We start from the raw sequence: 23,118 nt of genomic DNA, 5'->3' as shown, positions 1-23,118 counted from the left end.
GCCCCGCCGACCTGCCCGCGCGGCGGGGCCCCGGCCCGCGCATCATGGGCGCATGACGCAGCCCGGCCCACGCCTCCGGCCGACGCACGTGCGCGCCCGAGACGTCCGCGGTGCGCTCTGGTCGCTCGTCGTCACGGCTGCCGGGCTCGGCGTCGCGATCGCGCTCGTCCCCGGCGTGACGGTGCGCACCGTGTGGGCGGTCGTCCTGGTCGCCGCCGTGGTCGCGCTCGGGGACGTGCTGCTGCGCCCGCTGCTGCGCGTCCTCGCGGGGCGGTCCGGCGTCGTCGGCGCGCTGCTGTCCGGGCTGGGTGCACAGGTGCTCGTCGCCTGGCTCGCGCTGACCTACCTGCCCGGCGTGGACAGCGACTCGTGGACGGACGCGCTCGCGGTGCTCGTCGTCGCCGCGCTCGTCATGGCGGTCGGTCGTTGGCTCGTCGGCGCGAGCGACGACGAGTACGTGGTGGGTGCGCTGCTGCGACGCGCACGGCGCCGCGCGCACCGGGACGCGAGCAGGGCGCCGTCGCCCGCCGGACGCGCCCGGCCCGCCGGTCTGCTCGTCGTGCTGCTCGACGGCGTCTCGCGGCCCACGCTCGACCACGCTCTGCAGGCCGGTCTCGCGCCGACGCTCGCCCGATGGCTGGCGTCGGGGAGCCACCACCTGGAGTCCTGGTGGGCGCGCGTGCCGGCGACGACGCCCGCGAGCACCGTGGGGCTGCTCCACGGCTCGACGGAGCACGTCCCCGCGTTCCGGTGGTGGTCGCGCGCGCAGGGTCGCCTCGTGGTCACGAACCGGCCCGTGGACGCGGCGGACGTCGAGGCCCGCACGAGCGACGGCAGGGGGCTCCTCGCGGACGACGGCGTCGCGGTGTCCACGATGTTCTCGGGCGACGCCGCGACGAACCTGCTCGTCATGAGCCGCGCGACGTCCGGCGTCGGGCCGGGACAGCTGTTCGTGCACTTCTTCGCGAGCCCGTTCGTGCTGGTGCGGGCGCTGCTCGTCACCGCGGGGGAGTGGTGCAAGGAGCTGTTCCAGGGCTGGCAGCAGGCCGCTCGCGCCGTCGAGCCGCGGGTGTCGCGCCTCGGCTGGTACCCCGTCCTGCGCGCGCTGACGAACGTTGTCCTGCGCGACCTCAACACCACGCTCGTCGCCGAGCAGCTCGTGCGGGGCGCACCCGTCGTGTGCGTCGACCTCGTGGACTACGACGAGATCGCGCACCACGCGGGGCCGCTGCGCCCCGAGTCGCTGCGTGCGCTCGAGGGCCTCGACCGTGTCCTGGGGCTGTGGGAGCAGGTGGTCGCGGCCGCACCGCGCGACTACGAGATCGTCGTCCTCTCCGATCACGGGCAGTCGCTCGGCGCGACCTTCGAGCAGGTCGTGGGCCGGTCGTTCCTCGACGAGGTGCGTCGCCTCATGGCGGTCCGGGACCCGGGCCCGACGACGCGGGGTGCGGTCCGGCGTCGGGCGGCCGCACCCGACAGCGAGGAGTGGGGCCCGACCAACACGGCGCTGCACGCGCTGCGGCACGAGGACTCCCGCGCCGGCGCGGGGCGGATGTTCGTCGGCCCCGACCGCACCGAGCGGGTCGAGCGGGGCCGGAGCCCCGACCCGCGAGGTCGGACCGGGAGACCGGATCGGCCAGGGGCCGGCGGCCCGCCCGAGCCCACCGAGCCGCCCGAGCTCCCGGAGGTCGCGGTGGTCGGCTCCGGGAACCTCGGCATGGTCTGGTTCCCCCGCGAGCCCGCGCGCGTCGACGGGCGCACCGTGCGCACGCGCTGGCCGGGGCTCGTCCCCGGTCTGCTCGCGAACCCTGCCGTCGGCGTCGTGGTCGTGCACGAGGACCGGGACGGCGACCCGGGAGGGCGATCCGTCGTCGCGCACGGGCCGAGCGGGCGACGCGACCTCACGACCGGCGAGGTCGTCGGCCAGGACCCGCTCGCGGCCTACGGCTCGCGTGCCGCCGCGGACCTCCTGCGCGTCGCGCGGCTGGAGGACGCGGGCGACCTCGTCCTGGTCTCGGCCGTCGACGAGGTCGGCATGGTGCACGCGTTCGAGGGGCTCGTCGGCTCGCACGGCGGGCTCGGCGGGGCGCAGAACGAGGCCGTGCTCGTGCGTCCCGCGGCGCTCGCGGTGCCCGACGGCGAGCGCGAGGACGTCGACGGCGAGCCGATGCTCGTCGGTGCCGAGGCCGTGCACCGTCGTCTCGTCGCCTGGCTCGTCGACCTGGGTGTGCGGAGCGGGCGCGGCGCCGACCGCTGGACGAGCACATGACCGCGGGTGCGTCGGGTGTTTCGTCCGGGGCTGCCGCGGCGGGCCTGAGAGTCACGTGGCTCGGCCACTCGACCGTCGTCGTCGACGTCGTCTCCGTGGGCGGCGGGCGGGCGGCACGGGTGCTCACCGACCCGCTGCTGCACCGGCACGCCGGGCTGCTGCGTCGTCGGGGCGCGCGTCCGCCGGAGGAGGCGTGGCGCGGCAGCGACGTCGTGCTGCTGTCGCACCTGCACCACGACCACGCCGAGCTGGGTTCGCTGCGCCTGCTGGGCGACGTGCCCGTGCTGACCGCTCCGGCGAACGCGCGCTGGTTGCGCGGCCGGGGCGTGCGCGGCGTCGCGCTCGACGACGCGTGGCACGCGCTCGGCGCCGACGGCCGGCGTCCGCTCGTCGAGGTGCGCCTCGTACCCGCCGTGCACGGGCACCGACCCATGCCGCACCGGCCCAACGCGACGAACGGGCACCTGGTGCGTGTGCGCGCCGGGGCGGGCGGCACGGACCGGACGACGGTGTGGGCGGTGGGCGACACCGAGCGCTTCGCCGGGATGGGAGGCCTCGCGGAGCTGGCCGGCGGGCCGGTCGACGTCGCGCTCGTCCCCGTCTCGGGGTGGGGACCGCGGCTGTCCGGCGGGCACCTCGGCCCGGTCGAGGCCGCGCGCGTCTGCGCCGACGTCGGGGTCCGGGTCGCGATCCCGGTCCACTGGGGCACGCTCCACGCGCCGGGCGGTCGGCACGTGCCTCGCGGCTGGATGGACCGCGCGGGAGCCGCGTTCGCGGCGGCGGTGCGGCGCGAGGCACCGGGCACGCGGGCGGTGGTGCTGCGTCCCGGCGAGTCCTGGACGACGTCGTGAGCGTTCGTGCGCCCGGATCCTGCGCGACACGCGCGAGCATGTCGTGGATCGAACAGGTGTTCGTCTAGAGTTGTGCACAGGTGGTCGACGGCGGTCTCGGGCCGTGCCCGGGGGCGACCGGTCGTCCACAGGTCCGTGGCTGCGGGCAGAGCGTGTCGGTGGCCACCCGTAGTGTCGGCACGACGTCAGAACGGCAGACCTTGAAAACCGGTCGGAGCGTGCGCCCCGACCTCCGAAGCACGGCGACGGCACACACCGGCGCCCCGTCCACGAAGGTGACCGACATGCCTGCACCCGCAGACCGCGAGAAGGCGCTAGAGGCAGCCCTCGCCCAGATCGACCGGAACTTCGGCAAGGGTTCCGTCATGCGGCTCGGCGACGAGGGCCGTGCGCCCGTCGACGTGATCCCGACCGGCTCCATCGCGCTCGACATCGCCCTCGGCATCGGCGGTCTGCCTCGCGGGCGCGTCGTCGAGGTGTACGGTCCCGAGTCGTCCGGCAAGACGACCGTCGCGCTGCACGCCGTCGCGAGCGCGCAGCGGGCCGGCGGCATCGCGGCGTTCATCGACGCGGAGCACGCGCTGGACCCGGAGTACGCCAAGAAGCTCGGCGTCGACACCGAGGCGCTGCTCGTCTCCCAGCCGGACACGGGGGAGCAGGCGCTCGAGATCATGGACATGCTGATCCGCTCGGGTGCGCTCGACATCATCGTCATCGACTCGGTCGCGGCACTCGTGCCGAAGGCCGAGATCGAGGGCGAGATGGGCGACAGCCACGTCGGCCTCCAGGCCCGCCTCATGTCGCAGGCGCTGCGCAAGATCACCGGTGCACTCAGCACGTCCGGCACCACCGCGATCTTCATCAACCAGCTCCGCGAGAAGATCGGCGTGTTCTTCGGGTGCTTCAGCTACTCGACGAGGGTCGTCCTCGCCGACGGGACGACGGAGAAGATCGGCAAGATCGTCAACCAGAAGATGCCGGTCGAGGTGATGTCGTACGACCCGGACACGGGCGAGACCGTGCCGCGCAAGATCGTGAGCTGGTTCGACAACGGGCCGGCCGAACGCTTCCTGCAGTTCACCGTCGAGAAGTCGGGCGCCAACGGCCGCGCACAGTTCGCCGCGACGGAGAACCACCTGATCCGCACACCCGGCGGCTGGCGCGAGGCGGGCGAGATCATCGCGGGCGACAGGGTCATGGTCGCGGAGCAGGTGCGGCTGTCCGACCAGCAGTGGCAGACGATTCTCGGTGGCCTCATGGGTGACGGGCACCTGGCGCCCGACACCCGCGGTCGGCGCGGTGTGCGGTACCGCATGGGGCACGGTGCGAAGCAGGTCGAGTACGTCGACTGGAAAGCATCGATGCTCGGCAACATCCCGCAGTCGCGGACGGTACGGCCGAACGGCGCGGTCCACGTCGACCTCACGCCTCTCCCGGAACTGTCCGAGCTGCGCGAGGTCGTGTACTTCGGCGGGGGCAAGAAGCACCTCACGTGGGACTACCTCAAGGCACTGACTCCGCTCGCGCTCGCGGTCTGGTACATGGACGATGCGTCCTTCCAGATGCGTTCGAAGGGTCTGCAGCAGCGGACCGCGGGTGGTAGCGGTCGTGCGGAGATCTGCGTCGACGCGATGAGTGAGGGCTCGCGTGAGCGTCTTGTCGAGTACCTGCGGGACACGCACGGCGTCGAGTCCTCGGTCCGGCTCCGGGGAGCCAGGCAGCAGAACGTCCTGCAGCTCACCACGGCAGGTACCGCGCGCTTTCAGGAGATCATCGCGCCCTACGTGCATCCCTCGATGCAGTACAAGATGCTCCCGCGATTCCAGGGCGCGACCGACGTGGTGCCCGAGTTCGTGGCGCCCCGGACCGTCCCGGTGCCGTCCCGTGTGCTGGACGTCCATGTCAAGCCGACGACCCGATCGATGCATCGCTTCGACATCGAGGTCGAGGGTAACCACAACTACTTCGTCGACGGTGTCATGGTGCACAACAGCCCCGAGACGACCACGGGTGGCAAGGCGCTGAAGTTCTACGCGTCCGTCCGTCTCGACATCCGCCGCATCGAGACGCTCAAGGAGGGGACCGACGCGGTCGGCAACCGGACGCGCGTCAAGGTCGTCAAGAACAAGATGGCGCCGCCGTTCAAGCAGGCGGAGTTCGACATCCTGTACGGCGTCGGGATCTCGCGCGAGGGTGGCCTCATCGACATGGGCGTCGAGCACGGGTTCGTCCGCAAGTCCGGGTCCTGGTTCACCTACGCCGGGGACCAGCTCGGTCAGGGCAAGGAGAACGCCCGCTCGTTCCTGCGTGACAACCCGGACCTGGCGAACGAGCTCGAGAAGCGCATCAAGGAGAAGCTGGGCGTCGGCGCACAGCTGGATGCGCCGGCCGACCAGACCGCGGGCGCGCCGGTCGCCGGGGGTGTCGACGGCGTGCCACCGGTCGACGCGATCGCGGCAACCGCGGCCAAGGGCACGGGTGCCAAGACCCCCGCCGCACGCGGGAAGAAGGCGCCGTTCTGATCGGCGAGGACTACGACTCCGTCGACGAGCAGGACGGCACGCAGGACGACGAGCGCCGCGCGGGTCGCAAGCCCGCGCGGCGCTCGCGCCCGTCCCTGGCGGAACGCATCGCCGACGGTGAGTTCACGGACGCAGAGCTGGGCGAGCGCGCGCGAGAGGCGGTCCTGCGCACCCTGACCGCGGCGCCCAAGAGCCGCTCCGAGCTCGCGCAGTCGCTCGCCCGCAAGGGCTACCCGGAACACGTCGTCCTGCCGTTGCTCGACCGGCTCGAGGAGGTCGGTCTGATCGACGACGCCGCCTACGCGGAGATGCTCGTCCGGACGCGGCACAGCGAGCGCGGGCTCGCCCGGCGCGCCATCTCCCAGGAGCTGCGCCGCCGCGGGGTCGACGTGGAGACGTCGTCGGTCGCGCTCGAGCAGGTCGACGACGACTCGGAGGCCGACGCCGCAAGAGAGATCGCCCGCAGACGCCTCGCACGAACGGTCGGGCTCGACCGGGACGTGCGCGTGCGTCGGGTGGTCGGTGCGCTCGCTCGCAAGGGCCACTCGCCGGGGCGAGCGTTCGAGGTCGTCAAGCAGCTCCTCGACGACGAGGCCGTGACAGGAGAGCTCGACTCCTGAACGTCGGTCAGCGTGCGCCCGCGCCCGCCACCGCACCGGGACCGGTCGCCGTGGGGTCTCCGATGCCGGGTCCCGTCGCCGTCGCACCCGCCGTGCGCCCGCTCAGGAACCGGGAGAGCCATGAGGCGACGCGCGTCAGGAGCCAGTTGATGACGATGAAGACGATCGCGGCGACCGTGAGCGTCTGCAGGTTGTTGCTGTTCCCGTTGCCGAAGATCTGCGCGGCCCGCAGCAGCTCGTTGTACACGATGAGCTGACCGAGCGCGGTGTCCTTGAGGACGACGACGAGCTGGGAGACCAGTGAGGGAAGCATCGCGATCAGCGCCTGGGGGAGCTGGACGGACCGGAGGGTCTGGCCACCGGTGAGTCCGATCGCGAGCCCCGCCTCGGCCTGCCCGCGCGGGAGGTTGCCCACGCCCGAGCGCACGAGCTCCGCGATCACCGATCCGTTGTACAGGACGAGGGCGAGCACCACCGCGACGAAGGACGGCTCCTCCACCTGCTTGAAGTTGAAGCCCAGCAGCAACCAGAAGAAGATCATCAGCAGCAGCACGGGGACGGCGCGGAAGAACTCGACGATCACGCCGCTGATCCAGCGCACGGTGCGCGAGCGGGCGAGGCGTCCCGACCCGAACACGAGCCCGAAGACGACGGCGCCCACGATCGCGAAGCCGGCGGCGCGCAAGGTGTTCTGCAGCCCGGGAAGGTAATAGTTCTCCCACGCGCTCGCCGTGAAGATCGGTCCCCACAGGTCCCAGGAGAGCTGGCCCTTCTGCCCGAGCACGACCAGCACGAATGCGGCGACGCCGGCGACGAACAGGGCGCCCACGATGTTCCCGACGACGATGCGTCGTCGGGCGCGGGGGCCGGGTGCGTCGAAGAGGACGGAGTGTTGCGAGCTCATCGGCGCACCGCCAGACGGTTGGAGAGTGAGGTGGTGAGCAGGCCGATCGGGATCACGAGGATCACGTACCCGATCGCGAAGATGAAGAAGATCGAGTAGATCTCGCTCGAGTTGAACTCGATCATGTTCCGCATGAGGCTCGAGGTCTCGTTGGTGACGCTCGCCGCGGCGGCGACCGTCGAGTTCTTGAGCAGCGCGATGAGCGTGTTGCCGAGCGGAGCGACCGCACCTCGGAACGCCTGCGGGAGGATGACCAGGCGCGCGGCGGGCACGAACGAGAGCCCGATCGCGCGCGCCGCCTCGGCCTGTCCGAGCGGCACGGTGTTGACGCCCGAGCGGATCGACTCGCACACGAACGCCGCGTGGTAGACGGTGAGGCCCACCACAGCCAGACGGAAGAAGTTCTGCTCGAAGTTGTCCGCCAGGCTGATCTGGAGCTGGGTCCACACCGCGAGGACCATGAACGTCATGATCACCGTCAGCGGGGTGTTGCGGACGAGGTTCACGTAGGTGGTCCCCGCCCAGCGCAGGCTCGGGATCGGGGAGATGCGCATGAGGGCGAGGAACGTGCCGAGGATCAGCGAGAGGATCGCCGCCCAGAACGTCAGCTGGATGTTCACCCAGAACGCCCCGAGCACGTCGTACTCGGAGAAGAGCGTGGAGATCTGGGACAGGTAGTCACCCACGGGCAGGCATCCTTCGGGAGGTGTGTCGTGCGGTCGACCCGGTCAGCGTGGTGCACGGGCCCCGACGGAAGGCCGGGAGGAGCGGCGCGCCGGCCGCGCCGCTCCTCCCGGGCCGGAGATCAGGCGCAGGCGTCGACCGTCGGCGGGTTCTCGCTCGAGTTCGGCGTGTACCCGGTGCCGTCGGTGTTCGTCGTCACCGCTTCTTCCCAGGAGCCGTCCTCGATCATCTCTTCGATCGCGGAGTTGACGTCCTCGCACATGTCGTTGTCCTGCGACAGGCCGACCCCGTAGCGCTCGGTCGAGAAGGGCGCACCGACCACCTTCACCTTGCCCTTGTTCGACGGCTGCGCCGCGAGGCCCGCGAGGATGATGTCGTCGGTCGTGACGGCGTCGACCTGGCCGGCGACGAGCGCGGTGACGCACTCCGCGTACCCCGGGCGCTCGACGAGCTCGACGCCCTCGGAGTACTCGTCCTTGATGCGCTGGGCCGACGTCGAACCGGTGACCGAGCACAGGTTCTTGCCCTCGAGCGCCTCCGGGCCGGTGATGTCGGTGTTGTCCTCGGCGACCAGCAGGTCCTGGCCGGCGACGAAGTACGGCCCGGCGAACGCGACGGTCTCCTTGCGCTCGTCCGTGATGGAGTAGGTCGCGAAGATCATGTCCGCCTGGCCGGTCTGCAGCATGGTCTCGCGCTGCGCGGACGGGGACTCGACCCAGTCGATCTGGTCCGCGGAGTAGCCGAGCTTGTCGGCGACGTACGTCGCGACGTCGACGTCGAACCCCGTGTAGGTGTCCCCGTCCTGGTAGCCGAGCCCGGGCTGGTCGAACTTGATGCCGATGGTGATGGAGTCACCGCCGCCGCCGCCGCCGCCGTCGGATGCCGTGTCGTCGTCGGCGCCGCCGCCGACGTCTCCGCCGCCGCATGCGGCGAGCGTGAGCGCGGTCAGTGCGGCGAGGACGGTCGCCCCTGCGTGTCGTGTACGCATCGTTCTTGCCCTTCGTGAGTGGTGGTCTCCTGCGGAGGGGTGCCTCGGCAGGGGCCGGTCGCGTGTCAGTGGGTGAGGATCTTGGACAGGAAGTCCTTGGCTCGCTCGCTGCGTGGTGCGGTGAAGAACTCCTCGGGATGCGCCTCCTCGACGATCTGCCCGTCGGACATGAACACGACCCGGTTCGCCGCCTTGCGGGCGAAGCCCATCTCGTGCGTGACGACGATCATGGTCATGCCCTCCTTGGCCAGGGCGACCATGACGTCGAGGACCTCGTTGATCATCTCGGGGTCGAGCGCGGACGTCGGCTCGTCGAACAGCATCACCTTGGGCTGCATCGCCAGTGCTCGGGCGATGGCTACCCGCTGCTGCTGCCCACCGGAGAGCTGGGCGGGCATCTTGCCCGCCTGGTTCTTCACGCCCACGCGGTCCAGGAGCCCGAGCGCCCGTTCCTTGGCCGCCTTGGACTTCTCGCGGCGGACCTTGGTCGGCCCCAGCGTGACGTTCTCGAGGATCGTCTTGTGCGCGAAGAGGTTGAACGCCTGGAAGACCATCCCGACGTCCGAGCGCAGTCGGGCGAGCGCCCGACCTTCCTCGGGGAGGGCCTCGCCGTCGATGCGGATCTCGCCGGTGTCGATGGTCTCGAGGCGGTTGATGGCCCGGCACAGCGTCGACTTCCCCGAGCCCGACGGGCCGATGACCACGAGCACCTCGCCGCGGCGCACCGTGAGGTTGATGTCCTGCAGCACGTGCAGCTCGCCGAAGTGCTTGTTGACGTCGACCAGCTCGACGAGCGGGTCGCCCAGCTCCTCGGAGCGTGCCTCTCCGGCGCTCCCTGGCGAGTCGTCGTCGGGCACGAGAGGTTCCGAGCCTGACGGCCCGGTGGAGTCATCGACCATTTTTAGAACATAGGGGGCAACTGTTGCGGGCGCCACCGAACCAGGCAACAGTCCGGCAACAGTTCCGTAACGTCGCCCGTCGAGCCGTACCCTGGACGGTGATGTCCACGATCTCCACGGCCCCGGCACCCGTCTCCGCACCTGCGGCGGACGACGGCTCACGCACGTATCTCGTGCGGACTCTCGGCTGCCAGATGAACGTCCACGACTCCGAGCACATGGCGGGCATGCTCGAGCAGGCCGGCTACACACGGGCGACCGCCGAGGACGAGGCGGCGAGCCGCGCCGACGTCGTCGTCATCAACACGTGCGCCGTGCGCGAGAACGCGGCGACCCGGCTGTACGGGAACCTGGGTCAGCTCGCGTCGGTCAAGGCGCAGCGCCCGGGCATGCAGATCGCCGTCGGCGGCTGCCTCGCGCAGAAGGACCGCGGCACGATCGTGGACAAGGCGCCGTGGGTCGACGTCGTGTTCGGCACCCACAACCTCGACGCGCTGCCCGTGCTGCTCGAGCGTGCGCGCCACAACGAGGCCGCCCAGGTCGAGATCGCCGAGTCGCTCCAGGTCTTCCCGTCCACGCTGCCCACGCGGCGCGAGTCTGTCTACGCGGGCTGGGTCTCGATCAGCGTGGGCTGCAACAACACGTGCACCTTCTGCATCGTGCCGCACCTGCGGGGCAAGGAGCGCGACCGGCGGCCCGGCGAGGTCCTCGCCGAGGTCGGCGCGCTCGTCGAGGCGGGCGCGATCGAGGTCACACTGCTGGGCCAGAACGTCAACAGCTACGGCGTCGAGTTCGGCGACCGCGGTGCGTTCGCGAAGCTGCTGCGCGCGTGCGGCGAGATCGAGGGGCTCGAGCGGGTGCGCTTCACGTCCCCGCACCCCGCCGCGTTCACGGACGACGTGATCGACGCGATGGCGCAGACCCCGAACGTCATGCCGCAGCTGCACATGCCGCTGCAGTCCGGCTCCGACCGCATCCTGCGCGCCATGCGCCGCTCCTACCGGTCCGAGAAGTTCCTCGGCATCCTGGACCGGGTGCGCGCGCAGCTGCCCGACGCCGCGATCACCACCGACATCATCGTCGGGTTCCCGGGGGAGACCGAGGAGGACTTCGCCGAGACGCTGCGCGTCGTCGAGGCGTCCCGCTTCTCCTCGGCGTTCATCTTCCAGTACTCGCCGCGACCGGGCACGCCCGCCGCGACGATGGGCGACCAGCTCCCCAAGGAGGTGGTCCAGGAGCGCTTCGAACGACTCCAGGCGCTCCAGGAGCGCGTCGCCGGGCAGGAGGCCGCGCGGCAGGTCGGACGCACGGTCGAGGTCCTCGTGGGCGAGGACAGCGGTCGCAAGGACGGGGCGACGCACCGTGTCACGGGCCGGGCGCCCGACAACCGGCTCGTGCACCTCGCGCTGCCCGCCGACGTCGCGAGCGTCGACCCTGCTGCGTCGGACCCGCGCCTGGCGGACCAGGTCGACGCGCGGCTCCCGCGCCCGGGCGACCTCGTCGTCGTCGAGGTCACCCGGGCGGCACCCCACCACCTCATCGCCGACTCGGCGCCGGCGGGCGGGACGTTCGCGGTGCGGCGCACCCGGTCGGGCGACGCCTGGGCGGCACGTGAGCGGGCACGCCTCGGCGGGGACGACGACCACGGGCACGCGCACGGCGGCGCCGCGCCGTCGTCGGGCCCCGTGGTGCTGGGGCTGCCGACCCTGCGCCGCTGACCGGATGCCGCGCGACCTCTGCGCGGCCGAGGGTCAGCTGTCCGCCACGCCGGGCGGGAGCTGGGAACCGACCGCCTGGAAGAGCTGGACCGCCGTGCCCAGCCCGCACGAGACGGTCTGGCCGAGCTGGGCGTCGGTCGCGCCGTGCTCGAAGTCGACGGAGACCTCCGCGTACAGCGCGAGGCGCCCTGCCTCCTCGCGCAGGTAGACCTTGGGCCAGATGCGCTCGCGGTTCCAGTCGTTGACGGCCTGCAGCGTCGCGAGCCGCGACTCCACGGGCAGCGTCGTCGCCCAGCGACCACGGACCTGCAGGATCTCGGTGCGCTCCCCGAGCAGGAGGAACCAGAACCGGTGCCCGTCCCAGGTCCCGGTGATGTCGCCGTCGTCGTCGACCCGGAAGTGGTAGCCGCGACGGGTCAGGTGGTCGCCGATGCGCGACATCGTCAGGGGCCGAGCCGTCTCCCGCTCGCGCGGCAGCGACTCGGGGGTCTTGGGCCGTCGGTTGCCGAAGATCCGCGCGAGCCAGCCGGTGCGTGCCTGCGTCATGGCGCCTGCCTCGCCGGGTCGGGGTAGTACTCGTCCAGCGCGTCGAAGAACATCGAACCCGTGCTCAGCCCGCACTGCAGGAGCTGGTCGAGCTGGTCGTCCGACACGCCGTGCTCGAGGTCGACCGTGACCTCGGTGAAGACCTGGACCATGCCGTTGTCACGCACGCGCGTGTACGTCTTGGGCCAGATCCGGTCGGCGTTCCACTCGTTGGTGAACTCGAGGATCTCCTCGAGGCGCTCGATCGACAGGTCGCGGTTCCACTGCCCCCGCACCTGCAGGATCTCGTCGTGGTGGCCGAAGAGCAGGAAGTAGAACAGCCGGCCGTGCCAGAGCCCGCCCACGTCACCGTCGGAGTCGACGAAGTAGCTGTACCCGCTGTCGGTGAGCCACTCGATCACCCGCGCGAGCGCGAGCGGGGTCGGTGCACGGTCGACGTCCGTGACGAGCGCGCCGCCGAGCTCGCGCGCGAGCAGGTCCTCGACCTGGGAGCGCAGCTCGTCGTCGCCCGACGCGTCGGGCACAGGTCCGTCGTCGGGCCGGTCGCTGCCCTGCTGGCCGAAGAACCTCACGCGACTACCGTACTCGCGTCCGCCGGGACGCGTCGCGCGCAGGTGTGCCAGGGCAGGTCGCTACCGTGTGCTCGTGACCCTGCGCGCCGTCGTCCTGCCCGGTACCCCGCTGCTCGTGCCGGGGGCTGCCGGGGCGGCCGACGTCCTGCGCGGTCGGCGCGAGGCGGCGCTGCGCGCGGTACGGGACCTGGTGGCGGACGCGACCAGGGTCGTGGTCCTCGCAGCCGGGACCGTCGGGGCCGGCGGCGCGAACGGCGGCGGCGCCGCCGGTCCCGCGCGGGCCTCGCTCGCGGACGCCGGGATCGCGGACGCCCGGCTCGGCGCGGGCTGGCGGCCGGAACCGGTGGAGGGCCATGAGACCTGGCGCGTCGCCGGCCCGGGTGCGTCGGTCGCCCTGCTGGTGATCGCCGCGGCGCGCCGGACCGCGCGTGCGCCGGCGCGGTCCGGGCCGACCCGGCTCGACGGGGGCGTGCAGGGCGAGCCTGCGGACGTGCTCGAGGTCGACGGCGCGTCCGACCCGGACCTGCGCGCCCTCGGGGGTCGACTGCGCGAGGAGGGAGCGTCCCTCGTCGTGGCCGACGACCCGCGCTCCGAGGCGGTGCAGGCCGTGCTCGACGCCTTCCTCGACCCCGCGTGGCACCTGACGAGCACCGGCCCCGGCACCGGCACGGGGACCGGGGGCGAGCCCGGGGAGGTCCGTGAGTACCGCGAGCTCTCCCACCAGGACCACCAGGACCACCAGGACCACGGGGACCGCCGGGGCGAGGTGCACCGGTCGGGCGAGCAGGCAGCGGCACGGGACGCTGCGCCCCGGTAGCGTGCTCCGCGTGGACCATGACGACGGACCGGAGGGGCTCGAGGACGTCGTCGTCGCCGTCGTCGGACCGACGGCGACGGGCAAGTCCGACCTGGCGATCGACCTGGCGGAGCGGCTGAGCACACCCGACGCACCCGCCGAGATCATCAACGCCGACGCGTTCCAGCTGTACCGCGGGATGGACGTGGGGACGGCGAAGGTGCCCGAGGCCGAGCGGCGCGGCGTCGTGCACCATCTGGTCGACGTGCTCGACCCGACGCAGGACGCGTCGGTCGCGCGGTACCAGCGGGAGGGACGCGAGGTGCTGGACCAGATCGCCGGTCGCGGCGCACGCGCCGTGGTCGTCGGCGGTTCGGGTCTGTACGTCCGGGCGCTGCTCGACGACATGAACTTCCCCGGCACCGACGCGTCGGTCCGCGCCGCGCTGGACGAGCGCGCCGAGCGGGAGGGGACGCGCGCGCTGCACGACGAGCTCGCGCGACGCGATCCCCGGGCCGCCGAGAGCATCGGCCCCTCGAACACGCGCCGGATCGTGCGCGCGCTCGAGGTGATCGAGCTGACGGGAGCGCCCTTCACGGCCAACCTGCCGCGGCAGGAGTACGTGCGCCCGACCGTGCAGATCGGGCTGGACTGCGACCGCGCCGCTCTCGACGAGCGGGTGGCGGGGCGGGTGGCGCGCATGTGGGAGCTCGGCCTCGTCGACGAGGTCCGCCGGCTCGACGGCGCCGGGATGGGCAGGACGGCGCGCCGGGCGGTCGGCTACGCGGAGGTGCTCGCCCACCTGCGCGGCGAGACGACGCAGGACGCGGCCCGCGAGGCGGTCGTCGCGAACACCCGGCGGCTCGCACGCAAGCAGATGGGCTGGTTCGGCCGTGACCCGCGCGTGCACTGGCTGGACGCGCGTTCGCCGCGGCTCGGGGCCGAGGCGCTCGCGGTCGTCGCCGGTGCGGACGCCGGCCGGTCCCGGCCGGACGCGGCGGGCTCCGCCGGTCCGGTCCGACGTAGTCTGGGCTCATGACGCGCACCCGGTTCACCAAGGGCCACGGGACCCGCAACGACTTCGTGCTGCTCGCCGACACGAAGGGCGAGCTGGACCTGACCCCCGAGCTCGTGCGTGCCCTCGCGGACCGGCGCGGGGGGATCGGCGGGGACGGTGTCATCCGGCTCGTGCCGACCGCGCACGTGCCGGAGGCGCACCGGGTGCTCGCCGAGGACCCGCACGCGATCTGGTTCATGGACTACCGCAACGCGGACGGCTCGGTCGCGGAGATGTGCGGCAACGGGGTGCGCGTCTTCGCGGCGCTCGCCGAGCGGCTCGGGCTCGTGAACCTGGCCGACGGCGCCGAGCTGGCCGTCGGGACGCGGGCAGGGGTCAAGCACGTGCGCAAGGAGGCCGACGGCTGGTACGCGGTCGACATGGGGACGTGGTTCCTCCCGGGTGGGCGGCCCGCCCTGGACGACGGCCACGACGCGGCCGTCGTCGTGCACGGGTGGGACGTGCCGCGGCCGGCGCTGAACGTCGACCTCGGCAACCCCCACACCGTCCTGGCCGTCGCGCGCGAGGACGTGCTCGCGGGTGCCGATCTCTCGCGGGCCCCCGTCGTCGAGCCGACGCCGGCCCATGGCACCAACGTCGAGCTCGTCGTGCCGTTGGGCGAGGCCGAGGCGGCCGACGGGACGATCGTCGGACGCGTCCGGATGCGGGTGCACGAGCGGGGTGTCGGGGAGACGCCGTCGTGCGGCACCGGTGCGTGCGCCGCAGCCCTGGCCGTGCGCGTCTGGGGCGGGCCCGACGCACCCGACACGTGGCTCGTCGAGGTCCCCGGCGGGACGGTCCGGGTGCGAGCGCTGCCCGGCGACCATGTCGAGCTGGCCGGGCCGGCGGAGCTCGTCTACTCCGGTGAGATCGACCTCGACACGTTCAGCGTGGTCGGCCCGGAGACGGTTGCGGGTGCGAGTGCGGTCGACGATTCCGGCCCCACCGCCGCGACGCCCCCGGTGGACGCCGAGCAGGGCGCAGTGCCTCAGCCCGTCACACGCTGACGCGCAGGACGCGGAAGCCCTTCGCGCTCGCGACCTTCTCCACGCTCGCCCCGGGGGCGAGGGGCGGCAGGTTCGCGGCGAGCCAGCTCGTGAGCGAGTCGGCACCCAGGTTGCGCTGGACCACGAGGTGGGCGTCCGCACCGGGTGCGAGCCGCGGGAGCCAGCGCAACAGCATCGCGTGCAGCGCGTCCTTGCCGACCCGGATCGGCGGGTTGGACCAGAGGGCGGCGAACGCGAGGTCCGCGGGCACGTCGTCCGGCGTGACCGCCCGGACCCCCGGGAGCCCGAGCCGCTCGGCGTTGCGTCGCACGAGGTCGAGCGCGCGTTCGTTGACGTCGACCGCCCACACCGTCGCGTCCGGTGCGTCGAGCGCCATGGTCAGCGCGACCGGACCCCAGCCGCAGCCCAGGTCGAGCACGTGGGCGCCCGCAGCGATCCCGCGCAGCGGCGCGACGGTGCGCAGCAGGACCTGCGTGCCGAGGTCGATCCGGCCGGGGGAGAACACGCCGGACGCGACCTCGACCTCGACGTCCCGACCTGCCAGGCGCAGCCCGAGGGTGCGCCGCTCCGCGGCGGACGCCGGTTGCGCGGTGAAGTAGTGGTCGTGGGAGTCGCTCACGACGCGAGATCCTACGCGTGAGCGCAATTGCGCTGGCTCCGGGACGAAAATCCGTGCCACGCTTGTTCCACCACCGGACGCGCCGCGACGGACGACGACGCCCGCGGACATCCGGAACTGACGAGAGGCGGCACATGACCCAGACCCCGGCGAACCCCACGACGGCCCCCGACGAGGAGCCGACGGGCGCGACGCGAGACATCGCGGACGACGTCGTGGCGCGGGTGCTCGCTCGGGCCGGGACGGCGCGCGCCGAGGGTGCCACCATCCACGCGGAGCACGACGGCGAGCAGCTCGACCTCGCCGAGCGCGCGTCCTTGCGGCGGGTCGCGGGCCTGTCGACCGAGCTCCAGGACGTCACCGAGGTCGAGTACCGGCAGCTGCGCCTCGAGAAGGTCGTTCTCGTCGGGCTGTGGAGCTCGTCGCGCGACGCGCACGCGGAGGGCGCCGCGTCGAGCGCGGAGGAGGCCGAGATCTCGCTGCGCGAGCTCGCCGCGCTCGCCGAGACCGCCGGGTCCGAGGTGCTCGACGGCATGGTCCAGCGCCGCGCCAAGCCCGACCCCGGCACGTACCTCGGGTCCGGCAAGGCTTCCCAGCTGGCCGGCGTCGTCGCGGCGAGCGGCGCCGACACGGTCGTGGTCGACGGCGAGCTCGCACCCTCCCAGCGCCGCGCGCTCGAGGACATCGTCAAGGTCAAGGTCGTGGACCGCACGGCGCTGATCCTCGACATCTTCGCCCAGCACGCCAAGTCGAGGGAGGGCAAGGCGCAGGTCGAGCTCGCACAGCTCGAGTACCTCCTGCCGAGGCTGCGAGGCTGGGGCGAGTCGATGTCCCGGCAGGCCGGTGGGCAGGTCGGCGGCGCCGGGGCCGGGATGGGCTCGCGCGGACCGGGTGAGACCAAGATCGAGCTGGACCGTCGCCGCATCCGCAACCGCATGGCCAAGCTGCGCCGCGAGATCGCGGCGATGGCACCCGGCCGCGAGACCAAGCGCTCCTCGCGCAAGCGGCACGCGGTCCCGTCCGTCGCGATCGCCGGGTACACGAACGCCGGGAAGTCGAGCCTGCTCAACGCGATCACGGGCGCGGGAGTGCTGGTCGAGAACGCGCTGTTCGCGACCCTCGACCCGACGGTGCGCCGCACCCGTACCGAGGACGGGCGGGTCTACACCCTCGCCGACACCGTCGGTTTCGTCCGTGCGCTGCCCCACCAGCTGGTCGAGGCGTTCCGCTCGACGCTGGAGGAGGTCGGCGACGCGGACCTGCTCCTGCACGTCGTCGACGCGTCCCACCCGGATCCCGAGGGCCAGATCGCGGCCGTCCGCCACGTGCTCGCCGACATCCCGGGCGTCGACGACGTCCTGGAGGTCGTGGTGCTCAACAAGGTCGACGTGGCCGACCCGGAGGCCGTGGAGCGGATCCGACGACGCGAGCGCCGCACCGTGGTGGTCTCGGCGCACACGGGCGAGGGGATCGACGCCCTGCGCGACCTCATCGCGGACGAGCTGCCGCGGCCCGACGTGGCGATCGACGTCGTCGTGCCGTACACCCGCGGCGACCTCGTGCACCGCGTGCACACCGAGGGCGAGATCGACCACGAGGAGCACACGGCGGACGGCACCCTGCTGCGCGGACGGGTCGCGGAGGCGCTCGCGCAAGAGCTGACGGGCGTGGCCGGCTCGGCCTAGACCGCGGTTCTCCACCATCGTGCGCGCGTCGGGTCGGGCGGTGCGGCACCGGCCGTAGACTCGGCGCGTGCCTCGTGTCTCGACCCCTCCCGCCGACCCTGCCGAGGACGGCGTGCACCGAGGCGACGTCCCCGACGCCGCGCGAGCTGCCGGGGTCCCCGACGTCGAGTCGCTCCTGGACCGTGCGGTCGAGCGGCTCGGCGGAGCGCGACGCGACGGTCAGCACGCGATGGCGCGCGCGGTCGGTGGCGCGATCGACGGCGGCGAGCACCTCGTCGTCCAGGCGGGGACCGGGACGGGCAAGTCGCTCGGGTACCTGGTGCCGGCCGTGCGGCACGCCGTCGTGAGCGACGAGCGCGTCGTGGTGTCCACGGCGACCCTCGCGCTGCAGCGTCAGGTGATTACCCGGGACCTGCCGCTCGTCGCGGAGGCGATCGGCGACGAGCTGCCGCGCCCCGCGCGGATCGCGCTCCTCAAGGGCTGGCACAACTATCTCTGCGTGCACAAGCTCACGGGCGGCTACCCGACGGACGAGCCGACGCTCTTCGACCTGCCGGGCGAGACCGCGGGCGCCGCGGAGCACCCTGGCGTGGGTGCGGCGGCGAGCGGGCCGGGGACGAGCGCCGCCTCGCTGGGGGAGCAGGTCGTGCGCCTTCGCGAGTGGGCGGACGAGACGACGACGGGGGACCGTGACGACCTCGTGCCCGGCGTGAGCGAACGCGCGTGGCGCCAGGTCTCCGTCACGGCGCTCGAGTGCCTGGGCCAGAAGTGCCCGCTGCTGGCGGAGTGCTTCCCCGACCGCGCACGTTCGGCCGCGCGCGAGGCCGACGTCGTCGTCACCAACCACGCGATGCTCGGCATCGCGGCGATGGGCTCGCCCGGCGTGCTACCCGAGCACGACGTGCTCGTGGTCGACGAGGCGCACGAGCTCGCGGACCGGGTCACCGCCGCGGCGACCGTCGACCTGTCGGTCCCGGCGATCGAAGGTGCCGCGCGCCTCGCGCGACGGCACGGCGGCGCGCAGACGGACGTGCTCGACGTCGCGTCGCAGGCGTTCGGGACGATGGTCGGCGCGCTCCCCGCCGAGCGCTTCCCCGCCGGGCTGCCCGAGGGAGCACGCGGGGCGGTCGCGGGCGTGCGCGACGCCGCGCGCGAGATCCTGTCGCGCCTCAAGCCGGAGACGGGGGCGACCAAGCCCGCGACGCCGGACACCGGCCTGAAGATGGCCCAGTCCGCGATGCTCCAGCTCTTCGAGGTCGCCGAGCGCATGGCCGCGGACCCGACGGGGCACGACGTGCTGTGGTGCTCGCGGCCGGGGGAGGGGGGCTGGACCGCCGACCGCTTCGGTGAGGGATCGAGCCGCCTGCACGCGGCGCCCCTGGGCGTGGCCGGCCTGATCCGCACGCACCTGCTCACGGACCGGACCGGCGTGTTCACGTCGGCGACGCTCGCGCTCGGTGGCACGTTCGACCCGGTCGCGCGCACGTTCGGACTCCTCGGTGGGCCCGCCGAGGGCGAGTCGGCCTCGGCGTGGACGGGCCTGGACGTCGGCAGTCCGTTCGACTACGGGCGCCAGGGCATCCTGTACGTCGCCAAGCACCTGCCGACCCCGGGTCGTGACGCCTCGACGGAGCACCAGCTCGACGAGATCGCCGCGCTCGTCGAGGCCGCAGGTGGCCGCACGCTCGGGCTCTTCTCGTCGCGCCGCGCGGCGGTCGCGGCGGCCGAGGCCATGCGCGAGCGGCTCGACGTCCCCGTGCTCTGCCAGGGTGACGACCAGCTCCCGACACTCGTGCGCGAGTTCGCCGCGGACCCGGCGACGTGCCTGTTCGGCACGCTCTCGCTGTGGCAGGGCGTGGACGTGCCCGGTCCGTCGTGCCAGCTCGTCCTCATCGACCGGATCCCGTTCCCCCGTCCGGACGACCCCGTGCGCTCGGCGCGCGCACGCGCCGTCGAGCAGGCTGGCGGCAACGGATTCATGCAGGTGTCGGCGACGCACGCCGCACTCCTGCTGGCCCAGGGCGCCGGTCGCCTCGTGCGCACGACGGCGGACCGGGGTGTCGTCGCGGTCCTCGACCCGCGTCTCGCGACCGCCCGGTACGCCGGGTTCCTGGTCCGGTCGATGCCTGCGTTCTGGCGGACGACGGACCGCGGCGTCGCTGAGGCTGCGCTGCGACGGCTCGCGACCCTAGGCTGAGGGCACGAGACGAGGCACACGGAGGCGACATGACGGAAGCGGGCACGACCGTCGCGACGGGCAACCGCGCGGAGCTCGACGACACGGCGGCCGGGCAGGGTCGGTTCGGCGGCCGCCGGACGACGAAGCTCGCGATCGTCGGCGCCGGTGCGGTCGGCTCGACCTTGGCGTACGCCGCGCTGATGCGCGGTGCTGCGCACACGGTCGCGATGCTGGACGTGAACCGCTCCAAGGTCGAGGCCGAGGTGCTCGACCTGCAGCACGGCATCCAGTTCATGCCGATGGCGCGCGTCGTGGGGTCCGACGACGTCGCCGTCTGCGCGGACGCGGACGTCGTCGTCGTGACAGCCGGTGCCAAGCAGAAGCCGGGCCAGACACGGCTCGACCTCGCCGAGGGCACCATCGGCCTCGTCCGTTCGATCCTGCCGGGTCTCGTCGAGGTCGCACCGGACGCGATCTACGTCATGGTGACGAACCCGGTGGACATCGTGACCTACGCGGCGCTCAAGGTCTCCGGGCTCCCGTCGAACCAGCTGTTCGGCAGCGGGACGGTGCTCGACTCGTCGCGGCTGCGCTTCCTCGTCGCCCAGCACTGCGGCGTGGCGGTGCAGAACGTGCACGCGTACATCGCGGGCGAGCACGGGGACAGCGAGATCCCGCTGTGGAGCTCGGCGACCGTCGGGGGCGCACCGCTGCTCGACTGGTCGGGGCTCGCCGGGCAGCCGCCGCTGACGGCACAGGTGCGTGCGGACATCGCCCGCGAGGTGGTGCAGTCCGCGTACCGGATCATCGCGGGGAAGGGTGCGACCAACTATGCCGTCGGACTTGCGGGAACCCGCATCATCGAGGCGGTGCTCGGCGACGAGCACCGCGTGCTCCCCGTGTCGTCGCTGATCCAGGGTGCGTACGGCATCGACGACGTGTGCCTGTCGTTGCCCTCGCTGGTAGACCGTCGCGGCTGCAGCGAGCGGGTCGAGGTTCCGCTCGACGAGGAAGAGCTCGCCGGACTGCGCGCGTCCGCGGACTCGTTGCGCTCGATCGCTCGTCGCTTCGGGCTCTGACTCCGCCGCCCGGCCGGCGCCGCGAACCTCAGAGGCTGCGCAGGACCGAGACGACGCGGCCGAGCACCTGGGCCTCGTCCCCGACGATCGGGGTGTACGCGGGGTTGTGCGGCATGAGCCAGACGTGGCCGTCGACGTGCTTGAACGTCTTGACCGTCGCCTCGCCGTCGAGCATCGCGGCGACGATCTCCCCGTTCTCCGCGACGTTCTGGCGACGCACCACGACCCAGTCGCCGTCGCAGATCGCGGCGTCGACCATCGAGTCGCCGTGGACGCGGAGGAGGAACAGCTCGCCGTCACCGACGAGCTGGCGCGGCAGCGGGAAGACGTCCTCGACGACCTGCTCCGCGAGGATGGGGCCGCCTGCGGCGATCCGGCCCACCACTGGCACGTACGACGGTGCGGGGTGGGCGTCGTCGTGCTCGAGGACGGGCGCCGGGCCGTCGGCAAAGGGCACGGCGCGCCGCGCGTCGTCCGGCTGGACGACCTCGATGGCGCGCGGACGGTTCGGGTCGCGGCGCAGGTAGCCCTTGCGCTCGAGCGTGGTGAGCTGGTGCTTGACCGAGGACGGGCTGGTCAGGCCGACCGCGCCGCCGATCTCCCGCATGCTCGGTGGGTAGCCGCGCTGCTCGACGGACGCACGGATCGTCTCCAGCACGAGGCGCTGGCGAGGCGTGAGCCCGTCGCCTCCCGCCGAGCCGTCCGGGAGCTCGCGCACCTGCGCCAGCCCGGCACCTGAATCGTCGCCGCGTCCCGTCATCGTCGTCTCCGCCTTCGTCAGCTCCGTGGGCCGTCGCGGTCCGCATGCGGCCCTGCCGGCCGGACACCGCCGGGACATGTCCGGCGAACCGACCTGACCTCAGCGTAGGGGACAGCGCGGCGCGAATCAAACATCTGTTCGAGAAACGCTCGACGTGGCGCGCCCGTCCGTGGTAGACCTGTCGTACAGACGTTCGACGTACAGGTGTTCGACAGCGATCGACGGGATCGGACCGACCGGGGAAGGCGGTCCGGTCCCGTCGACCAGAGGGAGGACTCATGAGCACGGTGACGACCACGGACCAGCTCGGCTCCGACCGCATCGGCGCGAGGCCTGCGTCCGGGCAGCACGACCTCGTGCTCACCCGCCGCGGTCGGGTGGTCATCGCACTCCTGGTGGCGGTGCTGTTCCTCCTGGCGGCCAGGGTGGGTGGGGCGGTGGCCGGCACGGGCGAGGCGCCGCAGGAGGTGCGGGTGCACGTCGTGCAGGCCGGGGAGACATTCTGGGGCTTCGCGAGCGATCTCGCGGCTCCGGGGCAGGACCTGCGGGACGTCGTGGACGTGTTGCACTCGCTCAACGGCGCGAGCAGCTCTGATCTGCAGGTCGGTCAACGCATCCTGCTGCCCGTCGAGCGCGGATGAGCGCTCGCGATCCGGAGGTGTGACACCGCGCACCCCGGCAGGCATGGCACGATCGTGGCGGATCGGATCCGCACGGGTCCTACGGACAGCTAGATTCAGTCCGGGTGCCCCGTCGTGGGCTCGCTCGTCCGCCCGCCACGAGGAGATCGCCATGTACTGTCCGTTCTGCCGCCACGAGGACTCTCGCGTCGTCGATTCCCGGACCGCGGACGACGGCGGCTCGATCCGCAGGCGACGGCAGTGCCCTGCGTGCAACCGACGCTTCACCACGATCGAGACGGCGAGCCTCTCGGTGACGAAGCGCTCCGGCGTGACCGAGCCGTTCTCGCGGGAGAAGATCGCCAACGGCGTGCGCAAGGCATGTCAGGGGCGTCCGGTCGACGAGGACGACCTGGCGCTGCTCGCGCAGCGCGTGGAAGAGACGGTCCGGTCGAGCGGGAGCGCGGAGATCGACGCCAACGAGATCGGGCTCGCTATCCTCGGTCCGCTGCGCGAGCTGGACGAGGTCGCATACCTGAGATTCGCGAGCGTCTATCAGTCGTTCGACTCCCTCGAGGACTTCGAGAGCGCGATCACCTCGTTGCGCGTCGAGCGCGACGAGCGTCGCGCCGTGCAGGGGAGGTCAGGTGGTTCCGGTTCGGCGGTGACCCGATCGTCCGGTGCGGCGCGCAAGGGCGCCGATGCCGCGCTCCCGTCGCACGACGGCGGCGACCACGACGACG

Annotated in this window: 19 protein-coding genes and 4 pseudogenes; 15 read left to right on the top strand and 8 right to left on the bottom strand. The window is 72.7% G+C overall.

The features are described 5' to 3' along the window. Positions 1-52: 52 nt before the first annotated feature. The 6 genes and pseudogenes from IF651_RS09265 (at position 53) to IF651_RS17710 (ending at position 6,262) form a co-directional block, all read left to right on the top strand. Positions 53-2,269: an alkaline phosphatase family protein gene (locus tag IF651_RS09265; protein WP_191828822.1), complete on the top strand. Its 2,217-nt coding sequence runs from the start codon at positions 53-55 to the stop codon at positions 2,267-2,269. Next, positions 2,266-3,120, top strand: a complete 855-nt coding sequence (locus tag IF651_RS09260) for an MBL fold metallo-hydrolase (RefSeq protein WP_191828821.1) — start codon at positions 2,266-2,268, stop codon at positions 3,118-3,120. Before IF651_RS09265 ends, IF651_RS09260 begins: the two co-directional genes overlap by 4 nt. A gap of 284 nt (positions 3,121-3,404) precedes the next feature. Continuing rightward, positions 3,405-4,256: pseudogene (recA, locus tag IF651_RS18015) on the top strand (recombinase RecA); the annotation flags it as partial. A gap of 60 nt (positions 4,257-4,316) precedes the next feature. Then, positions 4,317-5,084, top strand: a pseudogene (locus IF651_RS18355) (LAGLIDADG endonuclease); the annotation flags it as partial. A 27-nt stretch (positions 5,085-5,111) separates the two neighbouring features. Further along, positions 5,112-5,642, top strand: a pseudogene (locus IF651_RS18005) (recombinase RecA family protein); the annotation flags it as partial. Further along, positions 5,639-6,262, top strand: a complete 624-nt coding sequence (locus IF651_RS17710; protein ID WP_191828925.1) for a RecX family transcriptional regulator — start codon at positions 5,639-5,641, stop codon at positions 6,260-6,262. The pseudogene IF651_RS18005 and the gene IF651_RS17710, both read left to right, overlap by 4 nt. 7 nt (positions 6,263-6,269) lie before the next feature. Here IF651_RS17710 and IF651_RS09245 read toward each other — a convergent pair whose 3' ends face one another. From IF651_RS09245 to IF651_RS09230, 4 genes are all read right to left on the bottom strand, one after another. Then, positions 6,270-7,166 carry an amino acid ABC transporter permease gene (locus tag IF651_RS09245; RefSeq protein WP_191828819.1) on the bottom strand — a complete coding sequence of 299 codons (897 nt, stop codon included), beginning with the start codon at positions 7,164-7,166 and terminating at the stop codon, positions 6,270-6,272. After that, positions 7,163-7,852, bottom strand: a complete 690-nt coding sequence (locus IF651_RS09240) for an ABC transporter permease subunit (protein WP_191828818.1) — start codon at positions 7,850-7,852, stop codon at positions 7,163-7,165. Before IF651_RS09240 ends, IF651_RS09245 begins: the two co-directional genes overlap by 4 nt. A gap of 119 nt (positions 7,853-7,971) precedes the next feature. Continuing rightward, positions 7,972-8,838, bottom strand: coding sequence for a glutamate ABC transporter substrate-binding protein (locus tag IF651_RS09235; protein WP_191828817.1), 867 nt, complete (start codon positions 8,836-8,838; stop codon positions 7,972-7,974). Positions 8,839-8,903: 65 nt separating this feature from the next. After that, positions 8,904-9,737: an amino acid ABC transporter ATP-binding protein gene (locus tag IF651_RS09230; protein WP_191828816.1), complete on the bottom strand. Its 834-nt coding sequence runs from the start codon at positions 9,735-9,737 to the stop codon at positions 8,904-8,906. A gap of 101 nt (positions 9,738-9,838) precedes the next feature. Between IF651_RS09230 and miaB the strand changes: the two genes are divergently transcribed. After that, on the top strand, positions 9,839-11,455 hold the full coding sequence (gene miaB, locus IF651_RS09225; protein WP_191828815.1) for a tRNA (N6-isopentenyl adenosine(37)-C2)-methylthiotransferase MiaB: 1,617 nt from the start codon (positions 9,839-9,841) through the stop codon (positions 11,453-11,455). Between the two features lie 33 nt (positions 11,456-11,488). On the opposite strand, the gene IF651_RS09220 is transcribed toward miaB, so the two are convergent. Together IF651_RS09220 and IF651_RS09215 are read right to left on the bottom strand one after the other, a co-directional pair. Continuing rightward, a complete protein-coding gene (locus tag IF651_RS09220) occupies positions 11,489-12,001 on the bottom strand; it encodes a type III secretion system chaperone family protein (RefSeq protein ID WP_191828814.1) in 513 nt (170 codons plus the stop codon). Beyond that, on the bottom strand, positions 11,998-12,573 hold the full coding sequence (locus tag IF651_RS09215; protein WP_191828813.1) for a type III secretion system chaperone family protein: 576 nt from the start codon (positions 12,571-12,573) through the stop codon (positions 11,998-12,000). The genes IF651_RS09220 and IF651_RS09215 overlap by 4 nt, the downstream gene beginning before the upstream one ends. Before the next feature lie 73 nt (positions 12,574-12,646). Between IF651_RS09215 and IF651_RS09210 the strand changes: the two genes are divergently transcribed. Genes IF651_RS09210 through dapF form a run of 3 tightly spaced genes read left to right on the top strand, consistent with a single transcriptional unit; the run spans position 12,647 to position 15,433 of the window. Beyond that, positions 12,647-13,390: a hypothetical protein gene (locus tag IF651_RS09210; protein WP_191828812.1), complete on the top strand. Its 744-nt coding sequence runs from the start codon at positions 12,647-12,649 to the stop codon at positions 13,388-13,390. A 10-nt stretch (positions 13,391-13,400) separates the two neighbouring features. Next, positions 13,401-14,408, top strand: a complete 1,008-nt coding sequence (gene miaA / locus IF651_RS09205) for a tRNA (adenosine(37)-N6)-dimethylallyltransferase MiaA (RefSeq protein WP_191828811.1) — start codon at positions 13,401-13,403, stop codon at positions 14,406-14,408. Further along, positions 14,405-15,433, top strand: coding sequence for a diaminopimelate epimerase (gene dapF, locus IF651_RS09200; protein WP_191828810.1), 1,029 nt, complete (start codon positions 14,405-14,407; stop codon positions 15,431-15,433). Before miaA ends, dapF begins: the two co-directional genes overlap by 4 nt. Here dapF and IF651_RS09195 read toward each other — a convergent pair. Further along, positions 15,423-16,052, bottom strand: coding sequence for a class I SAM-dependent methyltransferase (locus IF651_RS09195; protein ID WP_338403868.1), 630 nt, complete (start codon positions 16,050-16,052; stop codon positions 15,423-15,425). The two genes, dapF and IF651_RS09195, sit on opposite strands and share 11 nt — an antisense overlap. Before the next feature lie 134 nt (positions 16,053-16,186). Between IF651_RS09195 and hflX the strand changes: the two genes are divergently transcribed. The 3 genes from hflX (at position 16,187) to IF651_RS09180 (ending at position 20,995) form a co-directional block, all read left to right on the top strand. Then, on the top strand, positions 16,187-17,737 hold the full coding sequence (gene hflX / locus IF651_RS09190) for a GTPase HflX (RefSeq protein ID WP_191828808.1): 1,551 nt from the start codon (positions 16,187-16,189) through the stop codon (positions 17,735-17,737). A 112-nt stretch (positions 17,738-17,849) separates the two neighbouring features. Then, positions 17,850-19,934, top strand: a complete 2,085-nt coding sequence (locus IF651_RS09185) for an ATP-dependent DNA helicase (protein WP_338403881.1) — start codon at positions 17,850-17,852, stop codon at positions 19,932-19,934. Positions 19,935-19,963: 29 nt separating this feature from the next. Further along, positions 19,964-20,995 carry an L-lactate dehydrogenase gene (locus tag IF651_RS09180; RefSeq protein WP_191828807.1) on the top strand — a complete coding sequence of 344 codons (1,032 nt, stop codon included), beginning with the start codon at positions 19,964-19,966 and terminating at the stop codon, positions 20,993-20,995. 28 nt (positions 20,996-21,023) lie between these two features. Here IF651_RS09180 and lexA read toward each other — a convergent pair whose 3' ends face one another. Continuing rightward, positions 21,024-21,755, bottom strand: coding sequence for a transcriptional repressor LexA (lexA, locus tag IF651_RS09175; protein ID WP_191828806.1), 732 nt, complete (start codon positions 21,753-21,755; stop codon positions 21,024-21,026). A gap of 278 nt (positions 21,756-22,033) precedes the next feature. Between lexA and IF651_RS18000 the strand changes: the two genes are divergently transcribed. Then, positions 22,034-22,396, top strand: a complete 363-nt coding sequence (locus IF651_RS18000; RefSeq protein ID WP_191828805.1) for a LysM peptidoglycan-binding domain-containing protein — start codon at positions 22,034-22,036, stop codon at positions 22,394-22,396. 151 nt (positions 22,397-22,547) lie between these two features. Next, a pseudogene (gene nrdR, locus IF651_RS09165) lies at positions 22,548-23,015 on the top strand (transcriptional regulator NrdR); the annotation flags it as partial. Between the last annotated feature and the right edge of the window lie 103 nt (positions 23,016-23,118).

This window comes from Cellulosimicrobium arenosum, assembly GCF_014837295.1.
GTDB lineage: Bacteria > Actinomycetota > Actinomycetes > Actinomycetales > Cellulomonadaceae > Cellulosimicrobium > Cellulosimicrobium arenosum.
The sequence above is the reverse complement of the archived record's forward strand: the minus strand, read 5'-3'. Positions and strand labels throughout refer to the sequence as shown.